The organism is Vibrio sp. 03_296, assembly GCF_002265885.1.
Genome location: NZ_NPKW01001130.1, coordinates 1 through 775 on the forward strand (window position 1 = coordinate 1; position 775 = coordinate 775).

The following is a 775-nucleotide window of genomic DNA, read 5'->3' on the forward strand; positions in this document are numbered from 1 at the left end:
AAAGATGGATGCTACTATAGCTTAAACCATCGGGGTGCAGCAAATTCCTTAACATGGACGCAATGTAATAAATACATCATAACTGGACGTGACCCTGATAAGGTATTAGAAGAAATTCTGCAGCTACATAACGGACCAGCATAACAAACAATTTAAGAGTGATTCGGCACGCGTGGCATTTTGKTGTGCGTGGTTTGTAGTGATTAAGRTGGTATGCGTAAGCATTGGTATTGCGTGCCTCACACCTTAATTGGGCGTTATGCACCAGGTGAAAAATGAGACCTTTCAAAATAGCTAGCTTACTTAGCTTTTGTCTTGGATGCTTTGTAGGTTTTGTGATTTTATACGCTGCATGGAAACACAATCCGCAGCATCAATATCATTCGGGAAGTCATATTGACTTTGGATACTTAGCTGGGTTGTGGTTGTTCTGGTGTATTAATGTGACCTTAGTTTCTATACCCGTTATTTGGCTAATAGCTAAGATTCTTAATGGCTTCTTGGTTGATCGGGATCGTGCATAACAAGGCGTTCAAGAGGGATTCATGCCGCATGGCATTTTTGGTTTGCAGTGAGTTTTGGTGGTGTAAGTGGTGTGCGGAAACTTGGTTTAGGCGGCATTCACCCCTTAACGCAGCGTTAGGTGAATGGTCAGTGGATTGAACAAGGGTAGTTTTATGAAGTTGTTTTTAGCTTTTGGCTCGTTTTCACTAGTTTGTTTCGGTCGGCTTGCATGCCAATGTATGCCGTTTTACAACAAGCTTATCAATCGCAA

General features: G+C 41.9%; 1 protein-coding gene. It reads left to right on the top strand.

Translation table 11 applies throughout. The features are described from left to right. The first annotated feature begins 520 nt into the window (after nt 1–520). On the top strand, nt 521–643 hold the full coding sequence (locus tag CIK04_RS30305) for a DUF3265 domain-containing protein (RefSeq protein ID WP_080721959.1): 123 nt from the start codon (nt 521–523) through the stop codon (nt 641–643). Nucleotides 644–775: the final 132 nt, after the last annotated feature.